The organism is Pseudomonas sp. MNR3A (assembly GCF_009650575.1).
GTDB lineage: Bacteria > Pseudomonadota > Gammaproteobacteria > Pseudomonadales > Pseudomonadaceae > Aquipseudomonas > Aquipseudomonas machongensis.
Map to the genome: position 1 here is coordinate 227,479 of NZ_VZZS01000025.1, position 18,776 is coordinate 246,254.

Below are 18,776 nucleotides of genomic sequence, written 5' to 3' on the forward strand. Positions count from 1 at the left end.
GCGATGTGGCCCTTTGCCGCACCCTCCTCCCGAAATGCCTGCGCAGACCTTGCACATGACAAAAAATCTCAAGTTCAGCCACAAGATCCTGGTGGCCGCCGCACTCGTGGTGGCCGTCGCCTTCGCCTGCTTCGTGCTGTTCAACGACTATCGCCAGCGCCAGTCGCTGCGCAGCGATACCGAAACCAACCTGCAGGAACTGGGCAACCTCACCGCGGGCAATATCCGCACCTGGCTCGACAGCCGCATCCAGTTGCTACAGTCGCTTGGCCAGCAGATCGCCGTGGACGGCCCGGAAAAGGCCAGCCTTGACCGCAGCCTGGCGCTGCCGGTCTACGCCAGCAACTTCCAGCTCACCTACTTCGGCGGCAAGGACGGCCGTATGCAATCGGTGCCGGCCGGCAATCGCGCCCCCGACTACGACCCGCGCGCCCGCGGCTGGTACAAGGCCGCCAGCGCCGCCAACCAGACCATCATCACCGAACCCTACATCTCGGCATCGGCCGGCAAGCTGGTGATCACCCTGGCCACGCCCGTGCAGCAGGCCGGCCAACTGATTGGCGTCAGCGGCGTCGACACCGACCTGCAGACCATCAGCAACCTGGTCAACGCCCTGGACTTCGGCGGCAAGGGCCATGCCTTCATCGTCAACGGCGAAGGCAAGATCCTCATCCATCCCAAGGCCGAGCTGGCACTCAAGACCCTGGCAGACGTCTACCCCAACAACACCCCGCGCATCGGCAAGGGGCTGGCCGAAGTCGAGGCAGACGGTCGCAGCCAGTTCATCAGCTTCACCCACGTCGATGGCGTGCCGGCGGACTGGTACGTCGCACTGGTCCTGGACCAGGATGCTGCCTTCGCCATGCTCGGCGAACTGCGCACCTCGGCGGTGGTGGCCACGCTGATTGCCGTGGTGGTGATCATCGCCCTGCTGGGCCTGCTGATTCGTGTGCTGATGGAGCCGCTGCACGTGATGGGCCGAGCCATGCGCGATATCGCCGAGGGCGAAGGCGACCTGACCCGGCGCCTGACCATCCACGGCCAGGACGAATTCGGCAGCCTGGGGCAGTCGTTCAACCGCTTCGTCGAGCGTATCCACGAGTCGATCCGCGAAGTGGCTTCGGCCACTGGCCAGGTCAACGCCGTGGCCAAGCAGGTGGTGAGTGCATCCAACGCCTCCATCGACAACGCCGACCAGCAGTCCAGCCGCACCAGCAGCGTGGCGGCGGCGATCAACCAGCTGGGCGCCGCAGCCCAGGAGATCGCCCAGAACGCCGCCCTCGCCTCGCAGCACTCCAGCGACGCCCGCGACCTGGCCGCGGAAGGCCAGCAGGTGGTTGGCCAGACCATCGATGTGATGAACAAGCTGTCGGCGCGAATCAGCGATTCGTGCGGCAATATCGAGACGCTCAACGCCCATACCGCGAACATCGGCCAGATTCTCGACGTGATCAGCGGCATCTCCCAGCAGACCAACCTGCTGGCGCTCAACGCCGCCATCGAAGCAGCGCGGGCCGGCGAGGCAGGGCGTGGTTTTGCCGTGGTGGCCGATGAAGTGCGCAACCTGGCGCACCGCACCCAGGAGTCGGCGCAGCAGGTACAGGGGCTGATCGAGGAATTGCAGGCCGGCGCGCAAGTGGCGGTGAGCACCATGAACCAGAGCCAGCAGCACAGTGATCACAGCGTCGAGATCGCCAACCGCGCAGGCGACCGCCTGGGCAGCGTGACCCAGCGCATCGGCGAGATCGACGGCATGAACCAGTCGGTAGCCACGGCGACCGAAGAGCAGACGTCAGTGGTCGAGTCGATCAATGTCGACATCACCGAGATCAATACGCTGAACCAGCAAGGGGTGCAGAACCTGCAGAGCACCTTGCGTGCCTGCAACGACCTGGAGCATCAGGTCGATCGGTTGAAGCAGTTGGTGGGGAGTTTCAGGATATAAGGTTCGGCGGCGCCTTCTTCGCGGATAAACCGCGAAGAAGGCGCCGCTGATTCAGAACCGGGAACCCGGCTCCAGCAGGAAGTCCATCTCTTCACTGGTACTGGGCCGCCCCAGCATCAAATTGCGATGCGGAAAACGCCCGAACCGCGCGATCACCCGCTGGTGCTGCTCGGCATAGTCCAGGAAGCCTTCGAACAACCGGCGATTGGCCTCGGGTTGCTCGTCCAGCAAGACCTGGTAGCGCTCCACGCACAGGTTCTGCCAATCCAGCACCTCGGCGTGCTCCAGCACCAGCAGCACGAACACGCGCTGGATAGGCAGCAGCTGATAGTCCCAGCCCTTCTGCAAACCCTGCATGGCCACCACCTGCGCGCGCCGGTCGCCGTCGAAGGCGCGCGGCGTGTCGCGGTAGATCATGCGCGGCAACTGGTCGAGCAGGATCAACAACCCCAACCAGCCCTGCGGGCTCTGCTGCCACTCATCGAGCCCACCCGCCAGGGCCTGCTCGACCAGATCGCCGAACAGTGCCTGGGCCTCGGCATCGTCATGCTTGCCGAACCAGCGGGTGTTTTTCTCGTCAGCCACGGCCTGGGCATTGGTGCCCCAACCGAACCACCATTCCAGCAACGGCTGCCAAGGTGCGAGCATGACTTACTCCTTGTGATAGGCGGTGACGCGCTCGACCTCTTCCTTCGAGCCCAGGATCACCGACACGCGCTGGTGCAGGCTCTCAGGCTTGATGTCGAGGATGCGCTCGTAACCGTTGGTCGATGCGCCGCCGGCCTGCTCGATGATGAACGACATCGGGTTGGCTTCGTACATCAGGCGCAGCTTGCCCGGCTTGCTCGGCTCACGAGCGTCGCGCGGGTACATGAACAGGCCGCCACGGGTCAGGATGCGGTGCACGTCGGCCACCATCGAGGCGATCCAGCGCATGTTGTAATTCTTTTTCAGCGGCCCGGTCTCACCGGCCAGCAGCTCGCCCACGTAACGCTGCACTGGGGCTTCCCAGTGGCGCTGGTTGGACATGTTGATGGCGAACTCGGCGGTGGTTTCCGGAACGCGGATGTTTTCGTGGGTCAGGACGAAGCTGCCCAGTTCGCGGTCCAGGGTGAAGCCCTTGACGCCATTGCCCAGGGTGAGGATCAGCATGGTCTGCGGGCCGTAGATCGCATAACCGGCGGCGACCTGCTGGGTGCCTGGTTGCAGGAAGGCGTTTTCGTTGAGGGTTTCGTTCTGGCTCAGGTACTCGTTCGGGCAACGCAGCACGGAGAAGATGGTACCGACCGAGACGTTGACGTCGATGTTCGACGAGCCGTCCAGTGGGTCGAAAACCAGCAGGTAGGCGCCTTTGGGATATTTGCCCGGGATCTGGTAGGCGTTGTCCATTTCTTCGGACGCCATGCCGGCCAGGTGGCCGCCCCACTCGTTGGCCTCGAGCAGGATGTCGTTGGAAATGACGTCGAGCTTCTTCTGCACTTCGCCTTGCACGTTTTCGGTGCCCATGCTGCCCAGCACGCCGCCCAGGGCGCCCTTGGACACGTGGTGGCTGATTTCCTTGCATGCGCGCGCCACCACTTCGATCAGGAAGCGCAGATCGGCAGGAGTGTTGTTGCTGCGGGTCTGCTCAATCAGATAGCGACTCAGGGTAACGCGGGACATGTATGGCTCCGAAGTGGAAAGGGGTAGAAAAACCCCCGCAGTTTACAGGGAGAGTGGCAGCCTAGCGAGCGAAGAGACTCGCCTGGCGGATCAGACGGTGGTTCGGGCGATGAGTTCAGGCAGTTGGTCGGCGGCGGCCCCATCGCGGGGCAAGCCCGCTCCTACAGGGCCAGCGCCGTCCTTTGCAGGAGCGGGCTTGCCCTGCGATCGGGCCGGAACTGACACCCTGCTAGTCCAATGCCTTCCATATCTCAGTGGCATATTCGCGAATGGTCCGGTCCGACGAGAACCAGCCCATCCGTGCGGTATTGAGCACCGCCATGCGCCACCACTCCTGCGGCGTATGCCACAGTTCCTCGACCCGCATTTGGGCATCCCAGTACGCATCGAAATCGGCACACAGCAGGAAGCGATCGTAGGCCACCAGGCCGTCGATCAGTCCGGCATAGCGCCCTGGATCATCCGGCGAGAACACCCCGCTGCGGATCGCCTGCAGGACATCGCCAAGGCGCCCCGACGCTGCCACGGCAGCCGCCGCACCGAAATCGCCCGCGCGCTTGCGCGCCTCGACCTGCTGGGCGGTCAGGCCGAAGATGAACATGTTTTCCGCGCCAACCTGCTCGCACATCTCGACGTTGGCGCCGTCGAGGGTGCCGATGGTCAGCGCGCCGTTGAGGGCGAACTTCATGTTGCTGGTACCGGACGCTTCGTACCCGGCAGTGGAGATCTGCTCGGAAAGGTCGGCCGCCGGGATGATGCTCTCGGCCAGGCTGACGTTGTAGTTGGGCAGGAACACCACCTTGAGCAGCCCGCGCACGGTGGGGTCGTTGTTGACCACCCGGGCGATGTCGTTGGTCAGCTTGATGATCAGCTTGGCCTGGTGATAGCTGGCTGCCGCCTTGCCGGCGAAGATCTTCACCCGCGGCGCCCACGCGGTGCCGGGGTCATTGCGCATGGCCTGGTACAGCGCGACGGTATGCAACAGGTTGAGCAACTGACGCTTGTACTCGTGGATACGCTTGACCTGCACGTCGAACAACGCTTCGGGATTGACCGTCACGCCGATGCGGTCCTGGATGATGCTCGCCAGTGCGCGCTTGCTGTGCAGGCGCTGGGCTGCGAACTGCTTGCGGAAGGTGGCTTTATCGGCATGAGGCGCCAGCGCCTTGAGCTTGCCCTCCGGATCGTCCAGCACCTCGGCGCCCAGGGCATCGACCAGCATGCCGGTCAGCTGCGGATTGGCCTGGTACAGCCAGCGGCGGAAGGTGATGCCGTTGGTCTTGTTGTTGATCCGTTGCGGATACAGCTTGTGCAACTCGGCGAACACCGTGCTCTTCATCAACTTGCTGTGCAGCGCCGACACGCCGTTGACGCTGTGCGAACCGAGAAACGCCAGGTTGCCCATGCGCACACGGCGGCCGTTGTCCTCCTCGATCAGCGACACCGCGCGCAGCACGTCGAAGTCGTGCAAGCCTTTGGCCCGCAGCGCGTCGATGTGGTACGCGTTGATCAGGTAGATGATCTGCATGTGCCGCGGCAGCATGCGCTCCATCAACGCCACAGGCCAGGTTTCCAGGGCCTCGGGCAGCAGGGTGTGGTTGGTGTAGGCCAGGGTGCCGACCGTCAGCTCCCAAGCCTTTTCCCAGGGAATCCCGTGCTGGTCGACCAGCAGGCGCATCAGCTCGGCGACGGCGATCGAGGGGTGGGTGTCGTTGAGCTGGATCGCCGCCGAGTCCGGCAGGTTGAGCAGGTCATCGTGCATGTTCAGGTGACGTCGCAGCAGATCCTGCAGCGACGCGGAGACGAAGAAGTACTCCTGGCGCAGGCGCAATTCCTGCCCCGCTTCGGTGCTGTCCGCCGGGTAAAGCACTCGCGAGATGCTTTCGGCCCGCGCCACTTCGGCCACCGCCCCCAGGTGATCGCCGGCATTGAAGCGCTCCAGGTGCAACTCTTCGAGCGCCCGGGCACGCCACAGGCGCAAGGTATTGACGCTGGAGCCGCGCCAGCCGACCACCGGCGTATCGTAGGCCACTGCACGAACGGTTTCGCCCGGCGTCCAGACCTGCCGCGCAGCACCCTGGGCATCGTGCAGCGTTTCGACACTGCCGCCAAAACTGATCGGGTAGATCACCTCGGCGCGCTCGAATTCCCAAGGATTGCCGAAGTCCAGCCAGTTCTCGGTCTGCTCCTGCTGCCAGCCATCGACGATGGCCTGGCGGAACAGCCCGTGCTCGTAGCGGATACCGTAGCCATGGGCGGCGATGCCTAGGGTCGACATGCTTTCCATGAAGCACGCCGCCAGCCGTCCCAAGCCGCCATTGCCCAGCGCCGCATCGGGCTCGAGCAGGCGGATGCGCTCAAGGTCCACGTCCAGCCCCTCGAGCGCTTCACGGGCGATTTCCAGATAGCCCAGGTTGCTCAGGCTGTCGTACAGCAGTCGGCCGATGAGAAATTCCAGGGAGAGGTAGTAGACCCGCTTCTGGCTGCGCCGGTAGGCCTGGCGGGTGTGGTCCATCCAGTGGTCGACCATGTGATCGCGGGCGGCCAGGGCGATGGCTTCGAACCAGTCATGGTCGAAGGCATGTTCCGGGTCTTTGCCGACCGCGTAGGTCAGTTTGTCCAGTACAGCGGCGCGAAAAGCGGCCACCTCGGCGTCACGAGCTTTGGGTTCCTGGGACATGCGGCATCCTCGGGCAAGTTGACGAATACGGAGGGAGATTGAAGAGACTAGACCCTTCGACAGGGAGTGACAGGCTCGGTTCGCAGTTTTCATGCCGACTTGGCGATTCCGGCAAAAGGTTGTTCACAAATTGAACAACTCCGGTATGATCGCGCGCCCCAAGACCGTGATCCGCCCACTATTAAAATGAAACCGACCCTGATCGCCGCCGCCGAAGTCGACCGCCTGGAGACCTGGCAGCGCTACACCAGCAGCATGTGCCATGGCTGCCATTCGACCTGCTGCACCCTGCCCGTGGAGGTGAAGATCAAGGATCTGATCCGCATCGGCGTGGTGGACGAGTTCGAGAAGGACGAGCCGCCGAAGAACGTCGCCAAGCGCCTGCAGAAAGAAGGCATCATCGAACGCTTCAACCAGAAGTCGGGCATCTTCACCCTGACCCGGATGAGCAACGACGATTGTATGTATCTGGACCGCAAGAGCCGGCTGTGCACCATTTATGACAAGCGCCCGGACACCTGCCGCAACCACCCCAAGGTCGGACCGCGACCGGGGTATTGCGCGTACAAGCCCAAGGTGGTTGGGCGATAGGCCTGTAGCGCCGGTACGGGCCTCTTCGCGGGCAAGTCGGGGCGCCGAACCGCCGCTCCCACAGGGGCCCCGCTGCCCCAGAGGCCGGCGGGGTCCCTGTGGGAGCGGGCTTGCCCGCGAAGAGGCCGGCATGAGCACAACGCAGTCTGCAGACAAACAAAAACGCCCCCGGCCTTTCGACCGGGGGCGTTTTCATTCAGCCTGAGCTAACTCAGTTCTTGGCTTTCTTGGCAGCGCGGGTACGCTCGCCTTCGTCCAGGATCTTCTTGCGCAGACGGATCGACTTCGGCGTCACTTCGCACAGCTCGTCGTCCTGGATGAATTCCAGGGCCTGCTCGAGGGTGTGGCGAACCGGCGGAACCAAGGCGATGACTTCGTCTTTGCCCGAAGCGCGCATGTTGTCGAGCTTCTTGCCTTTGGTCGGGTTCACGCCCAGGTCGTTGTCGCGGCTGTTCAGACCGATGATCTGACCGTTGTAGATCTCCTGGCCGTGCTCGACGAACAGCTTGCCGCGCGCCTGCAGGGTTTCCAGCGAGTAGGTCAGGGCCTTGCCGGTCTCGACCGAAACCAGAACACCGTTCAGACGACCGGACATCTGGCCCGACTTCATGGTGTCGTAGCGATCGAAGATCGAGGTCAGGATGCCTGCACCGTTGGTCAGGGTCAGGAACTGGTTACGGAAACCGATCAGACCACGGGCCGGAATGTTGTATTCCAGGCGCACACGGCCCTTGCCATCCGGGACCATGTTGGTCAGGTCGCCCTTACGCAGGCCCATCTCTTCCATGACCTTGCCCTGGGATTCTTCAGGGATGTCGATGGTGACGTTCTCGAACGGTTCCTGCTTCACGCCGTCCACTTCACGGATGATCACTTCAGGACGGCCTACAGCCATCTCGAAGCCTTCGCGGCGCATGGTTTCGATCAGAACCGACAGGTGCAGCTCACCACGGCCCGATACCTTGAACTTGTCAGGGGAGTCGGTTTCCTGAACGCGCAGGGCTACGTTGTACAGCAGCTCCTTGTCCAGACGATCCTTGATGTTGCGGCTGGTGACGAACTTGCCTTCTTTACCGCAGAACGGCGAGTCGTTGACCTGGAAGGTCATCGAAACGGTTGGCTCGTCGACGGTCAGCGGCTTCATCGCCTCTACCGCGTCCGGGGCGCACAGGGTGTCGGAGATGAACAGCTCGTCGAAACCGCTGATGCAGACGATGTCGCCAGCCTGGGCTTCTTCGACGTCGACGCGGTGCAGGCCGTGGTGGCCCATCAGCTTGAGGATACGGCCGTTGCGCTTCTTGCCGTCGGTGTCGATGGCGACAACCGGAGTGTTCGGCTTGACGCGACCACGGGCGATACGGCCAACGCCGATAACACCGAGGAAGCTGTTGTAGTCCAGAGCGGAGATCTGCATCTGGAACGGACCTTCACGGTCAACGTTCGGCGCAGGTACGTTGTCGACGATCGACTGGTACAGCGCGGTCATGTCCTCACCCATTTCGGTGTGGTCCAGACCGGCGATGCCGTTCAGGGCCGAAGCGTAGACGACTTTGAAGTCCAGCTGTTCGTCGGTGGCACCGAGGTTGTCGAACAGGTCGAAGATCTGGTCCAGAACCCAGTCAGGACGCGCGCCCGGACGGTCGACCTTGTTGATCACGACGATTGGCTTGAGGCCGGCTTCGAAGGCTTTCTTGGTTACGAAGCGGGTTTGCGGCATCGGGCCGTCCTGGGCGTCGACCAGCAGCAGCACCGAGTCGACCATCGACATTACACGCTCAACCTCGCCACCGAAGTCGGCGTGGCCGGGGGTGTCGACGATGTTGATGTGGTAGCCGTTCCAGTTGATGGCGGTGTTCTTCGCCAGAATGGTAATGCCGCGCTCTTTTTCCTGGTCGTTGGAGTCCATGACGCGCTCGTCGTTGAGCTCGTTACGCTCCAGGGTGCCGGACTGGCGCAGGAGTTTGTCGACCAGGGTGGTTTTACCATGGTCAACGTGGGCGATGATGGCGATGTTACGCAGATTTTCGATCACAACTGTATCTCGTGCAGAGGATTCGGTTTGCCGCCAGTCTAGGCGGCCAATATGAAGGTAAAAGGCTCAGCGGGCCCGCAGGTCGGGAGGGCGATGGCGGATGCTGCCGCCATACAGCCCTGGCGTCTTATGCCGGACGATAAACACGCACATTGGCATGTCCCTCACTGAGCAGGTGGTGTGCGTGCAGACGGCTCATCACACCCTTGTCGCAATAAAGCAGGTACTGCCGGTTGGCATCGAGCTGCTTGAACTTGCTGTTGATCGCGTAGAACGGCAGTGCCTGGACCTCGACGCCGTCGATCTGCAGCGGTTCGTCTTCCTGGGCGTCAGGGTGACGGATGTCGATGACGATCTGACCTGGCAGCGCCTCGGCCACTTCCTCGATATCGATATCCTTGCCCAACTCGTCGATCACGTGGTCGATGGAGATCAGCTTGGCGCGTTCCAGGGCGCGCTCGAGCACCGCCATGTCGAACTGCTTCTCTTCATGCTCCATGCGGTGGCGCTTGGCATGGGTGGTCGGGTTCACCGAGATCACACCGCAGTATTCGGGCATGTGCTTGGCGAAATCGGCGGTGCCGATCTGGTAGGCGGTATCGATGATGTCCTGCTTGTGGCTGGCCAGCAGCGGACGCAGCACCAGCTTGTCGGTGGCCGAGTCGATGATCGCAAGGTTGGGCAGGGTCTGGCTGGAAACCTGCGAGATCGCCTCGCCGGTGACCAAGGCGTCGATTTCCAGGCGATCGGCCATGCGCGCCGCGGCACGCAGCATCATGCGCTTGAGCGTCACGCCCATATAGCTGTTGTCGACCTTGCCGAGAATCTCGCCGACCACTTCCTCGAACGGCACGCTGATGAACAGCACGCGCTGGCTGCTGCCGTATTTCTTCCACAGGTAGTGCGCAACTTCCATCACGCCCAGCTCGTGGGCACGGCCACCGAGGTTGAAGAAGCAGAAGTGGGTCATCAGGCCGCGGCGCATCATCTGGTAGGCCGCCACGGTGGAGTCGAAGCCACCGGACATCAGCACCAGCGTCTGCTCCAGCGCACCCAGCGGGTAGCCGCCGATGCCGTTGTGCTGGTTGTGGATGACGTACAGGCGCTGGTCGCGGATTTCGATGCGCACCATCACTTCGGGGGTCTTCAGGTCGATGCCGGCGGCGCCGCACTGCTGGCGCAGCTGGCTGCCGACGTAGCGGTCGACGTCCATCGAGGTGAAGTCGTGGTGGCCGCCGCGCTTGCAGCGTACGGCGAAGCGCTTGCCGGCCAGCAGGTGACCGAAGTGCTGCCTGCATTTGTCGACGATGTCGTCGAAGTCGCCCAGCGGATACTCCTGCACCTGCAGGAAGTGGGTGATCCCTGGGGTGCAGGTCAGGCGTTCGATCATCTCGCGCTGGACTTTCTCGTCGTCGATGCGGGTGACCACCTCGAGATTATCCCAGACACCATCGACCACGAGCTCCGGATCCAGATCCTTGAGCACGTTGCGGATGTTCTTGCCGAGCTGGCGGATGAAGCGCTTGCGCACCGGCCGGCTCTTGATGGTGATCTCTGGGAAGACTTTGACGATAAGTTTCATTGGGTTAACAGCGCGCCCGGGGCCTGCCGAAAATGAGGGGCGCGAATTATAGCGGAAATGGCTCGAGGTTTGAGCAACTTTTGATCAGAGGTTTGTTCGAGGGCTTTCCAGGCGGGATTGATGGAGCCTGCAAAGGCCCTTTCGCGGGTAAACCCGCTCCCACAGGATCTGCGCCAACCGGTAACCCGTGGGAGCCGGCTTGCCCGCGAAGAGGCCCTCAAAGAACGCATCACGAATAAATAAGCGCACCAAAATGAAGCATTGGCGCGAGGAAATGCCTTTTATGGGTGCACAACCCCACTCCCTTCCCTCGCCAAACACCCGCAAAAGCCCACTTTCACCGCGCCCTCGCCATTTTCGGGCACTGGCATGCAATTTGCTCCCTTGTGATGCAGGTAAGCTTGGCCGACTATCCGCGCCCGGCGACACCCTTTTTCCAGGGCAGCGGCCAAGCGCACCCTAGACCATCCGGAGGACAACATGTCGAAGTCGGTTCAACTCATCAAAGATCATGACGTCAAGTGGATTGATCTGCGTTTCACGGACACCAAAGGCAAACAGCACCACGTCACCATGCCGGCTCGCGATGCGCTGGATGAAGACTTCTTCGAAGCTGGCAAGATGTTCGACGGCTCCTCCATCGAGGGCTGGAAAGGCATCGAAGCTTCCGACATGATCCTGCTGCCGGACGACTCGTCCGCCGTGCTCGACCCGTTCACCGAAGAGCCGACCCTGATCCTGGTCTGCGACGTGATCGAGCCGTCCACCATGCAAGGCTACGACCGCGACCCACGCGCCATCGCCAAGCGCGCCGAAGAGTTCCTGAAGAGCACCGGCATCGGCGACACCGTATTCGTCGGCCCAGAGCCTGAGTTCTTCATCTTCGACCAGGTGAAGTTCAAGTCGGACATCTCCGGCTCGATGTTCAAGATCTACTCCGAGCAAGGCTCCTGGATGACCGACCAGGACGTCGAAGGCGGCAACAAGGGCCACCGCCCTGCCGTCAAAGGCGGCTACTTCCCGGTTCCGCCGTGCGACCACGACCACGAAATCCGTACTGCCATGTGCAACGCCATGGAAGAAATGGGCCTGGTCATCGAAGTTCACCACCACGAAGTGGCGACTGCCGGCCAGAACGAGATCGGTGTGAAGTTCAACACCCTGGTCACCAAGGCTGACGAAGTCCAGACCCTGAAGTACTGTGTGCACAACGTTGCCGACGCCTATGGCAAGACCGCAACCTTCATGCCGAAGCCACTGTACGGCGACAACGGCTCGGGCATGCACGTTCACATGTCGATCTCCAAGGACGGCAAGAACACCTTCTCCGGCGAAGGCTATGCCGGCCTGTCCGACACCGCCCTGTACTTCATCGGCGGTATCATCAAGCACGGTAAGGCCCTGAACGGCTTCACCAACCCGGCTACCAACTCCTACAAGCGTCTGGTACCTGGCTTCGAAGCCCCGGTCATGCTGGCCTACTCGGCCCGCAACCGCTCGGCCTCGATCCGTATCCCTTACGTTTCCAGCCCGAAAGCCCGCCGCATCGAAGCGCGCTTCCCGGACCCGGCTGCCAACCCGTACCTGTGCTTCGCTGCACTGCTGATGGCCGGCCTGGACGGTATCCAGAACAAGATCCACCCAGGCGATGCCGCCGACAAGAACCTGTACGACCTGCCGCCTGAAGAGGCCAAAGAGATCCCACAGGTTTGCGGTAGCCTGAAAGAAGCCCTGGAAGAGCTGGACAAGGGCCGTGCGTTCCTGACCAAGGGCGGCGTGTTCTCCGACGACTTCATCGATGCCTACATCGAGCTGAAGTCCGAAGAAGAGATCAAGGTCCGTACCTTCGTTCACCCGCTGGAATACGACCTGTACTACAGCGTTTGATGCGCGCGGCGCCTGCGCCGTGACCGTCTAGAGAACGGCCTCCTTCGGGAGGCCGTTTGCGTTTTCACATCCAGGATTTACAGAACCTTCCTACTAGAAGGTTAGTTGAATTACTGCGAGACTCAGAGGCTCCAACCCCATGGAGACTCCCATGCGTCGTTCATTTATCACCTTCTCCTGCATCGCAGGGCTGTCCGCTTGCGTGAATGCCAACGAGCCCCGCTCCCCCTTCGATCCCCTGCTCGACAGCATCGAACAGCGACTGGAAATCGCCCAGGCTGTCGCACTGCATAAATGGGATCGTGACCAACCGGTTCAAGACAGCCCACGTGAGCAACAGGTACTGGCCAAGGTCGGCCAGGCAGCCAGTGCCCATCGATTGAGCGCCGACCGTGCCGAACAGTTCTTTGCCGATCAGATAGAAGCCAACAAGCTCAGGCAGTACCACCTGCTCAACCAGTGGCACCTGCAACATCAAGCGCCTGATATTCCGCGCCAGGACCTCGCCAGCGAGATCCGCCCCATACTGGATCAGCTCCAGGACCGATTGCTCGATGCACTGGCCGAGTTCGACCAGCAACGTCCGCAGCGCTGCAGTGAAGCCCTGGCTGAAGCAATTGCATCGAGAACTACCGATGCCCCGCGTCGCCTGTTCCTGATCAGGGCGACCGCCAACCTGTGCCAACGCCCCTGACGCTCTATGCTCTATATTGGTGCACAAAACCGCTGAACGCCCCGCAATGCACCCCAAATTAGGTCAGGAGAATCGGTAAACCAGGCTTTTCTGAGCCGATTTTGCGCATATCCAGCGCTTTATCGGGCAATTCCGCTTCTTTTCGGAGCCTTGGTTTGTTTCTTGCATTTTCAGGCTATCAGCGGATTACCAGCGTGCCCGCCCCTGGTCGAGCCAGGGGCGCCATGTGCCAGAACAGCGCCAAAAGAGGTCAACCACGCACCATGACCATCAGCGATGCACAGCACCGTCTGCTCCTGGACAACCTGACCACTGCCACCTTGCTGCTCAACAGCGACCTGCGCCTTGAGTACATGAACCCGGCAGCGGAAATGCTCCTGGCCGTCAGCGGCCAGCGCAGCCATGGCCAGTTCATCAGTGAGCTGTTCACCGAATCGACCGAGGCGCTCAATTCCCTGCGCCAGGCCGTGGAACAGGCGCACCCGTTCACCAAGCGCGAAGCCCAACTGACCTCGTTGACCGGCCAGAGCATCACCGTCGACTACGCCGTGACGCCGATCCTGCACCAGGGCAACACCCTGCTGCTGCTCGAAGTCCACCCGCGCGACCGCCTGCTGCGCATCACCAAGGAAGAGGCGCAACTGAGCAAGCAGGAAACCACCAAGATGCTGGTGCGCGGCCTCGCCCACGAGATCAAGAACCCGCTCGGCGGCATCCGTGGCGCAGCGCAGTTGCTGGCCCGCGAGTTGCCCGAAGACGGTCTGCGCGACTACACCAACGTCATCATCGAAGAAGCCGACCGCCTGCGTAACCTGGTCGACCGCATGCTTGGTTCGAACAAGCTGCCGTCGCTGTCGATGACCAACGTGCACGAAGTGCTCGAGCGTGTCTGCAGCCTGGTGGAGGCCGAAAGCCAGGGCGGCATCACCCTGGTGCGCGATTACGACCCGAGCCTGCCGGACGTGCTGATCGACCGCGAGCAGATGATCCAGGCCGTACTCAATATCGTGCGCAACGCCATGCAGGCAATCAGCGGGCAGAACGAACTGCGCCTGGGCCGCATCACCCTGCGCACCCGCGCGGTGCGCCAGTTCACCATCGGCCATGTGCGCCACAGGCTGGTGGCACGGGTCGAGATCATCGATAACGGCCCCGGCATTCCCGCAGAACTGCAGGACACCCTCTTCTATCCCATGGTCAGCGGGCGCCCGGACGGTACCGGGCTCGGGCTGGCCATTACCCAGAACATCATCAGTCAGCATCAGGGCCTGATCGAGTGTGAAAGCCATGCCGGCCATACCACCTTCTCGATCTTCCTGCCCCTGGAACAAGGAGCCACAGCCCCATGAGCCGTAGTGAAACCGTGTGGATCGTCGACGATGATCGTTCCATCCGCTGGGTCCTGGAAAAAGCCCTGCAACAAGAGGGCATGACCACCCAGAGCTTCGACAGTGCCGACGGGGTCATGGGTCGCCTGGCCCGGCAGCAGCCGGACGTGATCATCTCCGACATCCGCATGCCTGGCGCCAGCGGCCTGGACCTGCTCGCGCAGATTCGCGAACAGCACCCGCGCCTGCCGGTGATCATCATGACCGCCCACTCCGATCTGGACAGCGCGGTGGCGTCCTACCAAGGGGGTGCCTTCGAGTACCTGCCCAAGCCGTTCGACGTCGATGAGGCGGTGTCGCTGGTCAAGCGCGCCAACCAGCACGCCCAGGAACAGCAGGCGCTCGAAGCGCCGCCCGTACTCGCCCGCACGCCCGAGATCATCGGCGAGGCACCGGCGATGCAGGAGGTGTTTCGCGCCATCGGCCGGCTGAGCCATTCCAACATCACCGTGCTGATCAACGGCGAGTCCGGCACCGGCAAGGAACTGGTCGCCCACGCTCTGCACCGCCACAGCCCGCGTGCGGCTTCGCCGTTCATCGCGCTGAACATGGCGGCGATCCCCAAGGACCTGATGGAGTCCGAGCTGTTCGGCCACGAGAAAGGCGCCTTCACCGGGGCGGCCAACCAGCGGCGCGGACGCTTCGAACAGGCTGACGGCGGCACCTTGTTCCTCGACGAGATCGGCGACATGCCTGCCGACACCCAGACCCGCCTGCTGCGCGTGCTGGCCGATGGCGAGTTCTATCGGGTCGGTGGCCATGTACCGGTGAAGGTGGACGTGCGCATCATCGCCGCGACGCACCAGAACCTGGAATCGCTGGTACAGGCCGGCAAGTTCCGTGAAGACCTGTTCCACCGCCTCAACGTGATCCGCATCCACATCCCGCGCCTGGCTGACCGGCGCGAGGACATCCCGGCCCTCGCCCGCCATTTCCTGGGCCGTGCGGCGCGGGAGCTGGCGGTCGAGCCCAAGCTGCTGAAGCCGGAAACCGAGGAGTTCATGCGCAACCTGCCATGGCCTGGCAACGTGCGTCAGCTGGAGAACACCTGCCGCTGGATCACGGTGATGGCCTCGAGCCGCGAAGTGCTGATCGGCGACCTGCCGCCAGAGCTGCTCAACCTGCCGCACGATGCCGCGCCGGTCACCAACTGGGAGCAGGCACTGCGCCAGTGGGCCGACCAGGCCCTGGCGCGCGGGCAGTCGAACCTGCTCGACAGCGCCGTGCCGAGCTTCGAACGGATCATGATCGAGACCGCGCTCAAGCACACCGCCGGACGCCGCCGCGATGCCGCAGTGCTGCTGGGATGGGGGCGCAACACCCTGACCCGCAAGATCAAGGAGCTGGGGATGAAGGTCGATGGCGGGGATGACGATGAGGGTGAGGATCACTGAGGCCTGAACAATCGATCCTTGTAGGAGCGGGCTTGCCCGCGAAAAAGACACCGCGCTGCCTGGCACGGGCTACGCCCGTGTTCGCGGGCCAGCCCGCTCCCACAGGATGGGCTGACCTTTAGATTTTGACCAAGACAGTTGCCCCCACACAGATACATAGCCTGCCTACCCCTCCAGCCCTCCCCTGCACCGATCCTGTGCCACTTGCACCTCGGCAAGGCACAAATCCCCTCCAATCCCGGCAAAACCGCCCTGAAAGCCCAGTATTTCCGGGCCTCTCAAAACTGGCACGCCCCCTGCAATAGGTACTGTATCTCCAGTTTCGGGGACCTCGGTACAGGCAGGCCGGGACTCCCTCTTTTATTCGCAACATCGCCCGTTTTGGGGACCTTGGTACAGGCAGGCCGAGACATCCCCTCTTTTATTCGTGCAGCCTCACCTGCACCCGCCAGCGCCCAGCGTCCTCTGCAGCGGCCCACGTACCGCTCAGGGGACGCGCGGCCACCACCGTCAGCACCAGCCCTTCCTCGCTCTGCTGCAAACGCCAGCCCACCGGCTTGCCCTGCAGGCTCAACTGCCCACGCTGGGCCTTGCCCTCGGCCTGGAACACCACAGCCACCGTACCTTCGACGTTCTCGCCATGCAGCCTGGGCTCTGCGTTGAACCACAGGTCAAGGCCGTCCTGAACCGCCTCAACGCGCTCGAGCACACGATCTTCGGGGGCAGTCAGGCGACCGATCATCAGCCCTACCATCACGCCGACGATCGCCATCGACAGCAACACCCGTGGCCAAGCCTTCGAACGCGGGTCCGGTTCGAGGGTAGAATGCTCGTCATCTTCGTGCCTGGAGCCGTGCATGTTTCACGTCATCCTCTTTCAACCAGAAATTCCGCCGAACACCGGCAATATCATCCGCCTCTGCGCCAACAGCGGCTGCGACCTGCACCTGATCGAGCCGATCGGCTTCGAGCTGGACGACAAGCGCCTGCGTCGTGCGGGGCTGGATTATCACGAGTATGCCACGCTCAAGCGCCACGAGAGCCTCGAAGCAGGCCTGCAAAGCCTGGGACAACCGCGCCTGTTCGCCTTCACCACCAAGGCCTCGCACCCCTTCCATGAAGTGGCCTACCAGCCAGGCGATGCCTTCCTGTTCGGCCCTGAAAGCCGCGGCCTGCCCGCCGAAGTGCTGGACAGCCTGCCCGCCGAGCAACGCCTGCGCCTGCCGATGCGCCCCGGATGCCGCAGCCTGAACCTGTCCAATACCGTGGCCATCACGGTATACGAGGCCTGGCGCCAACAAGGCTTCGCCTGAGCAGGATCGCGATTCGCCGCCCATGAAAAAGGCCGCGTCCCTCACAGGACGCGGCCTTTTCATTTACGCGGTGCGGATCAGTTATCTAGCGCCACCTGCCCGGCAGCACCGCGTTTGCGGTGCAGCAGGAGGCCTGCCGCCACCACGGCGATACTCAGCAAGGCCGTCGCGATGATCTCGATCCGGTGATCTTCACGCAGCGCCATCACCACCAGCACAGCCACGATGAAGGCGATGGTCGCCCAGGTCAGCCCCGGGAACAGCCACATCTTGAACGAGATCTTCTCGCCGCGCGCTTCACGCTGGGCACGCATGCGCAGTTGGGAAACGGCGATCACCAGGTACACCAGCAGCGCAATGGCGCCGGAGCTGGCCAGCAGGAACTCGAACACCTGGGCCGGGGCGACGAAGTTGGCGAACACGCAGAGGAAGGCCGCAGCGGTCGACAGCATGACCGCCCAGTGCGGGGTGCCCGCCTTGGTGGTGCGCTGGGCCACGGCGGGTGCGTCGCCACGCTTGCTCAGGGAGAACAGCATGCGCGAAGAGGTGTACAGCGCCGAGTTCAGGCAGCTGGTCACCGCGATCAGCACGACGATGTCGACGATCAGCTTGGCATTGGGCACGCCGATCAGGCTCAGCACGGTCTGGTAGGAGCCTTTTTCCGCCAGGGTCGGATCGTTCCACGGCACCATGGCCACGACCAGGAAGATCGACACCAGGTAGAACAGGCAGATGCGCCAGATCACCGAGTTGGTCGCACGGCTGATCTGCTTGCCTGGATCCTTCGACTCGGCGGCCGCGATGGTGACGATTTCAGTGCCCATGAACGAGAACATGGTGGTCAGCATGGCTACCAGCACTGCCCCCAGGCCATTGGGCATGAAGCCCTGGGTGTCGAACAGGTGGCTGACACCGCTGACCTGGCTGCCCGGCACCATGCCGAACATGGCCGCGCAGCCGACGACGATGAAGGCGATGATCGCCAGCACCTTGAGCAGGGCGAACCAGAACTCGAACTCGCCGTAGTTCTTCACGCTGAACAGGTTGGTGATGGTCAGTGCCAGGGTGATGACCAGCGAGAACGCCCACAGGTCGACGGCCGGGAACCAGGCATGCAGGATCGCTGCAGCGGCGTTGGCCTCAAGTGGGATCACCAGCACCCAGAACCACCAGTACAGCCAGCCGATGGTGAAACCGGCCCAGCGCCCGATGGCGCGGTCGGCGTAGGTCGAGAACGAACCGGTGTCGGGCGAGGCGACGGCCATTTCGCCGAGCATGCGCATCACCAGCACCACGAGGGTACCGGCAGCGGCATAGGCGAGCAGGACCGCCGGGCCGGCTGCGGCGATGGCGTGGCCGGAGCCGACGAACAGACCGGCGCCGATGACGCCAGCAATGGACAGCATGGTGACATGCCGTTGTTTGAGCCCCTGAGCGAGGTCATTGGAATTGTGCTTACCGCTCATAAAACTACCTTTGTAAGGAGTGGACCACCCGATTGCTGATAACGAAGCGCGCCAGGGGTTGATTTAGACGCCTTGGCAATCGGCGCTTTCCAGCTGGCAATAAGTGCGCCAGCGCGGAAAATCATTCGTCTGAATAATGTCT

14 protein-coding genes and 1 pseudogene are annotated in these 18,776 nt (G+C 62.7%); 8 read left to right on the forward strand and 7 right to left on the reverse strand.

Annotation, left to right across the window (positions count from 1 at the left end):
• Positions 1-55: 55 nt before the first annotated feature.
• Positions 56-1,090 (forward strand): annotated as a pseudogene (locus tag F6X62_RS25695) (cache and HAMP domain-containing protein); the annotation flags it as partial.
• A 129-nt stretch (positions 1,091-1,219) separates the two neighbouring features.
• Complete coding sequence (locus F6X62_RS25700) at positions 1,220-1,945, forward strand: methyl-accepting chemotaxis protein (RefSeq protein ID WP_370671317.1); 726 nt, start codon at positions 1,220-1,222, stop codon at positions 1,943-1,945.
• 51 nt (positions 1,946-1,996) lie between these two features.
• On the opposite strand, the gene F6X62_RS17760 is transcribed toward F6X62_RS25700, so the two are convergent.
• From F6X62_RS17760 to F6X62_RS17770, 3 genes are all read right to left on the reverse strand, one after another.
• Entirely contained in the window at positions 1,997-2,593 is a 597-nt protein-coding gene (locus tag F6X62_RS17760) for a DUF924 family protein (RefSeq protein WP_054895278.1), read from the reverse strand.
• Between the two features lie 3 nt (positions 2,594-2,596).
• Positions 2,597-3,607: a class 1 fructose-bisphosphatase gene (locus F6X62_RS17765; RefSeq protein ID WP_054895279.1), complete on the reverse strand. Its 1,011-nt coding sequence runs from the start codon at positions 3,605-3,607 to the stop codon at positions 2,597-2,599.
• A 229-nt stretch (positions 3,608-3,836) separates the two neighbouring features.
• A complete protein-coding gene (locus F6X62_RS17770) occupies positions 3,837-6,287 on the reverse strand; it encodes a glycogen/starch/alpha-glucan phosphorylase (protein ID WP_153774282.1) in 2,451 nt (816 codons plus the stop codon).
• A 186-nt stretch (positions 6,288-6,473) separates the two neighbouring features.
• Here F6X62_RS17770 and F6X62_RS17775 point away from each other — a divergent pair, with 186 nt between their 5' ends.
• A complete protein-coding gene (locus tag F6X62_RS17775) occupies positions 6,474-6,878 on the forward strand; it encodes a YkgJ family cysteine cluster protein (RefSeq protein WP_054895281.1) in 405 nt (134 codons plus the stop codon).
• A gap of 211 nt (positions 6,879-7,089) precedes the next feature.
• Here the strand turns inward: F6X62_RS17775 and typA are convergent, their stop codons facing one another.
• Both typA and thiI read right to left on the reverse strand, forming a co-directional pair.
• A complete protein-coding gene (typA, locus tag F6X62_RS17780) occupies positions 7,090-8,910 on the reverse strand; it encodes a translational GTPase TypA (protein ID WP_054895282.1) in 1,821 nt (606 codons plus the stop codon).
• Between the two features lie 127 nt (positions 8,911-9,037).
• Entirely contained in the window at positions 9,038-10,492 is a 1,455-nt protein-coding gene (gene thiI, locus F6X62_RS17785) for a tRNA uracil 4-sulfurtransferase ThiI (protein WP_153774283.1), read from the reverse strand.
• 480 nt (positions 10,493-10,972) lie between these two features.
• On the opposite strand from thiI, the gene glnA reads away from it, so the two are divergent.
• From glnA to ntrC, 4 genes are all read left to right on the forward strand, one after another.
• Positions 10,973-12,379 (forward strand): glutamate--ammonia ligase, encoded by a 1,407-nt coding sequence (gene glnA, locus F6X62_RS17790; protein ID WP_063541420.1) that lies wholly within the window; start codon positions 10,973-10,975, stop codon positions 12,377-12,379.
• A gap of 151 nt (positions 12,380-12,530) precedes the next feature.
• Positions 12,531-13,073, forward strand: coding sequence for a chorismate mutase (locus F6X62_RS17795; protein ID WP_063541422.1), 543 nt, complete (start codon positions 12,531-12,533; stop codon positions 13,071-13,073).
• 263 nt (positions 13,074-13,336) lie between these two features.
• Positions 13,337-14,422, forward strand: a complete 1,086-nt coding sequence (gene glnL, locus F6X62_RS17800) for a nitrogen regulation protein NR(II) (protein WP_063541424.1) — start codon at positions 13,337-13,339, stop codon at positions 14,420-14,422.
• Positions 14,419-15,855, forward strand: coding sequence for a nitrogen regulation protein NR(I) (gene ntrC / locus F6X62_RS17805; RefSeq protein ID WP_063541426.1), 1,437 nt, complete (start codon positions 14,419-14,421; stop codon positions 15,853-15,855). Before glnL ends, ntrC begins: the two co-directional genes overlap by 4 nt.
• Before the next feature lie 421 nt (positions 15,856-16,276).
• Here the strand turns inward: ntrC and F6X62_RS17810 are convergent, their stop codons facing one another.
• Positions 16,277-16,714, reverse strand: coding sequence for a hypothetical protein (locus F6X62_RS17810; protein WP_125931223.1), 438 nt, complete (start codon positions 16,712-16,714; stop codon positions 16,277-16,279).
• Between F6X62_RS17810 and trmL the strand changes: the two genes are divergently transcribed.
• The gene (gene trmL, locus F6X62_RS17815; protein ID WP_153774284.1) at positions 16,713-17,168 is read left to right on the forward strand and encodes a tRNA (uridine(34)/cytosine(34)/5-carboxymethylaminomethyluridine(34)-2'-O)-methyltransferase TrmL; all 456 of its coding nucleotides are present in this window, start codon (positions 16,713-16,715) and stop codon (positions 17,166-17,168) included. The genes F6X62_RS17810 and trmL overlap by 2 nt on opposite strands.
• Positions 17,169-17,245: 77 nt before the next feature.
• On the opposite strand, the gene gabP is transcribed toward trmL, so the two are convergent.
• Positions 17,246-18,634: a GABA permease gene (gene gabP / locus F6X62_RS17820; RefSeq protein ID WP_153774285.1), complete on the reverse strand. Its 1,389-nt coding sequence runs from the start codon at positions 18,632-18,634 to the stop codon at positions 17,246-17,248.
• Positions 18,635-18,776 lie beyond the last annotated feature (142 nt).

What these genes read in the sequence shown, in the direction of transcription:
- F6X62_RS17765 (WP_054895279.1), bottom strand. Translation starts at nt 3,607, where the DNA reads ATGTCCCGCGTTACCCTGAGTCGCTATCTGATTGAGCAGACCCGCAGC.
- F6X62_RS17760 (WP_054895278.1), bottom strand. Translation starts at nt 2,593, where the DNA reads ATGCTCGCACCTTGGCAGCCGTTGCTGGAATGGTGGTTCGGTTGGGGC.
- F6X62_RS17795 (WP_063541422.1), top strand. Translation starts at nt 12,531, where the DNA reads ATGCGTCGTTCATTTATCACCTTCTCCTGCATCGCAGGGCTGTCCGCT.
- glnL (WP_063541424.1), top strand. Translation starts at nt 13,337, where the DNA reads ATGACCATCAGCGATGCACAGCACCGTCTGCTCCTGGACAACCTGACC.
- F6X62_RS17775 (WP_054895281.1), top strand. Translation starts at nt 6,474, where the DNA reads ATGAAACCGACCCTGATCGCCGCCGCCGAAGTCGACCGCCTGGAGACC.
- thiI (WP_153774283.1), bottom strand. Translation starts at nt 10,492, where the DNA reads ATGAAACTTATCGTCAAAGTCTTCCCAGAGATCACCATCAAGAGCCGG.
- F6X62_RS17770 (WP_153774282.1), bottom strand. Translation starts at nt 6,287, where the DNA reads ATGTCCCAGGAACCCAAAGCTCGTGACGCCGAGGTGGCCGCTTTTCGC.
- glnA (WP_063541420.1), top strand. Translation starts at nt 10,973, where the DNA reads ATGTCGAAGTCGGTTCAACTCATCAAAGATCATGACGTCAAGTGGATT.
- F6X62_RS17810 (WP_125931223.1), bottom strand. Translation starts at nt 16,714, where the DNA reads ATGCACGGCTCCAGGCACGAAGATGACGAGCATTCTACCCTCGAACCG.
- ntrC (WP_063541426.1), top strand. Translation starts at nt 14,419, where the DNA reads ATGAGCCGTAGTGAAACCGTGTGGATCGTCGACGATGATCGTTCCATC.
- trmL (WP_153774284.1), top strand. Translation starts at nt 16,713, where the DNA reads ATGTTTCACGTCATCCTCTTTCAACCAGAAATTCCGCCGAACACCGGC.
- gabP (WP_153774285.1), bottom strand. Translation starts at nt 18,634, where the DNA reads ATGAGCGGTAAGCACAATTCCAATGACCTCGCTCAGGGGCTCAAACAA.